3 protein-coding genes are annotated in these 2,480 nt (G+C 31.3%); 2 read left to right on the top strand and 1 reads right to left on the bottom strand.

The features are described from left to right. Both Q4Q55_RS10065 and Q4Q55_RS10070 read left to right on the top strand, forming a co-directional pair. Nucleotides 1-462: DUF4013 domain-containing protein (locus Q4Q55_RS10065; RefSeq protein ID WP_303372671.1), on the top strand; the 462-nt coding region annotated here is incomplete at its 5' end. A 212-nt stretch (nt 463-674) separates the two neighbouring features. Then, complete coding sequence (locus Q4Q55_RS10070; RefSeq protein ID WP_303372672.1) at nt 675-1,151, top strand: DUF308 domain-containing protein; 477 nt, start codon at nt 675-677, stop codon at nt 1,149-1,151. Nucleotides 1,152-1,466: 315 nt separating this feature from the next. Here the strand turns inward: Q4Q55_RS10070 and Q4Q55_RS10075 are convergent. Then, on the bottom strand, nt 1,467-2,480 hold a 1,014-nt coding region (locus tag Q4Q55_RS10075; RefSeq protein ID WP_303372673.1), incomplete at its 5' end, for an MFS transporter.

Below are 2,480 nucleotides of genomic sequence, written 5' to 3' on the forward strand. Positions count from 1 at the left end.
CTTACAAATATCTTTGGCAATCTTTTAGTTGTTTCTCAAGAAATAATTTCACAATCCCAAAATGTTTATATGGGAGCTTCTACTATTTTTGTATCTGATGCAATGATTCAGGCAATTGCCAATTTGGCTGTTTCTTTAGCCGTTACTGCTACTGTTGCGGTAGTTTTATTTGTAATTTTTTCATTCCTTCAAACCATAGCAGGAGCAAGATTGGCAAATACTGGCAGCTTGACTGAAGCTTTAAATATTTTTGAATCAGCAAAAGACATAAGAAGAATAGGTGTGGGCAAGGTAATCATATTAATATTATTGGTTATTGTAATCGTCACAGTTATTGAAATGCTTCTATCATTTATTTTCAGCCATGTGCCAATATTATCAATTCTTTCGATTATAATAACTCCATACTTAATATTCTTTGCTCAAAGGGCTGTGGGATTATTATATTCTGATATAGCTTAATATTTTAAGCCATATCATTTTTTTTAATTTTCAATTATATATGTATTCCTAATTAAACAGACCATTTTTTTCACAAAAAAACCGAATAATCGTTCTCTTTTTTTAATATTAAAGCAATAAAGTTTTAATAGTAATAAACACAAAAATTATATTGAAATTCAAAGATATAACTTGAATTTTAACTTTTAAAATAAAACTTAAAGGTGAGAAAAATGAACAATAATCAAATTTTAGGGATATTGTCAATAATATTGGGATTGATATTCATTATATGCCCTGTTTTCAGTACCGCCCTTGTTTCAACCTTTATAGGAATAAGTTTCTTGTTATTAGGTATATTCTCAATACTTGCAGGAATTTTCGGCGGCACAGGAATGGGAGCTCTTCTTATCATATCAGGAATATTGGCCGTAATATTCGGATTCATATTCACAACCAATATCTTTGCAATACCAATAATAATGAGTCTCCAATTCTATATCATAGGAATCATAATGATTTTAATTGGTATAGCAGGCATATTTTCAGGAGACCAAACTTCAAAAATCCTTTCAATTTTAATGATAATCTTAGCAATTGTCATGATTGCAATTGGTGCTTTAACAATCGACAACCCGATTATTGCTCCAATATTACTTGGAATATCATTAATCGTTGAAGGAGCAAATTTACTTGTATTAAAGGTTTAAATCTAAACCTTTAATCTATTTTTTATGTTCGAAGAGAACATTCATTCTTTTTTTAAAATTATATGAAATCCAACAGATTCTTATCAATCATAGAACCATAACCAGATATAATCATGAAGCTGCATACAAAACTGAGAGATTAATGGAAAGTGAACATATTAAGAGAATGAAATGGACTTATTTTCAGTTATAATGTTCATAGCATTAAATTAAAAAAAAATTTCATGAAAAATGAGAAAATGAAAAATGTTCAAAATCAAATAATTTCTACCAACACTTCATCAATTAAAAAAAAAGAAAATGAGAGTTAAACTCTCATTGTTTTTTCGGCTGCAACCGCAACGTTGCAATAAATACAATTGCCAGCAGAATGGCAGTTACTATCATTACGAATCCCATAGCTTCCTGAATAATGGTATCTACAGCTTTCATAACAGTATTGTCCTGTGTAATATTATCAGTACCTGCTGCTTGTAGGTAATTTGCTGCATCATCAAAGAATTGTGGGTCGTTTGCATGGTCTGGTGCATACATATCGATTGCAGTACTTAGACCTCCCATAACTCCAAGAATTAAAATTACCCCAATAATTGCTGTACCCATTGATTCACCTAATGTTTGGGTGGTTGTAAGAACACCGGATGCATTGTTTTCATTTTCCTTAGGAATATTGATTAAGGAAATATCAGTACTTAAGGACATTACGAAACCAAGTCCAGCACCCAATACAAATAAGCCAGGCATTAAATCATACATTGATGTATTCAATCTGAATTGATAGCTTAAGATTACACATCCAACGATTGCGATTAAAGATCCTACTGCAATCAATTTTTTATGACCAAATTTAGTGGATAAACTTGGAGCTGCTATTGCAAATATAAGCAGACCTATAGTCATCGGAAGTGTAGTTAAACCTGTATTTAATGCATTTAATTGCATTACACTTTGTAGGAACAAGGAAACAGCAAACAAAGCTCCTCCCATTGCAAGACAACCAATTAATCTGATGATTGCTCCTACACGTAAATTTCTGTCTTTGAATAATCCCATGTCAAGTAATGGCACTTTGCCGTTACTTTTTCTTCTGCTTTCAAACCATGCAAATGCTGCTAAGATAATTAAACCAGCAACGATTACCATTATACTGGTGGAGGTATCTTTTGTCAGCATTAAAATACCCCATACGAATAATACAAGTCCTATTAATGAGATTATAGCACCAGTAATATCTAAATCGCTTCTGGATTCAGTAGGTTCGAAATCAGGTATTTTGTGTTGCATTACTAAAATAAATATAACGAATATTAATTCAATTGCGAATCCCCA

The sequence above is a fragment of the Methanobrevibacter sp. genome (assembly GCF_030539555.1).
GTDB lineage: Archaea > Methanobacteriota > Methanobacteria > Methanobacteriales > Methanobacteriaceae > Methanocatella.

Coding starts and splice junctions, on each gene's coding strand:
- Q4Q55_RS10070 (WP_303372672.1), top strand. CDS start 675: ATGAACAATAATCAAATTTTAGGGATATTGTCAATAATATTGGGATTG.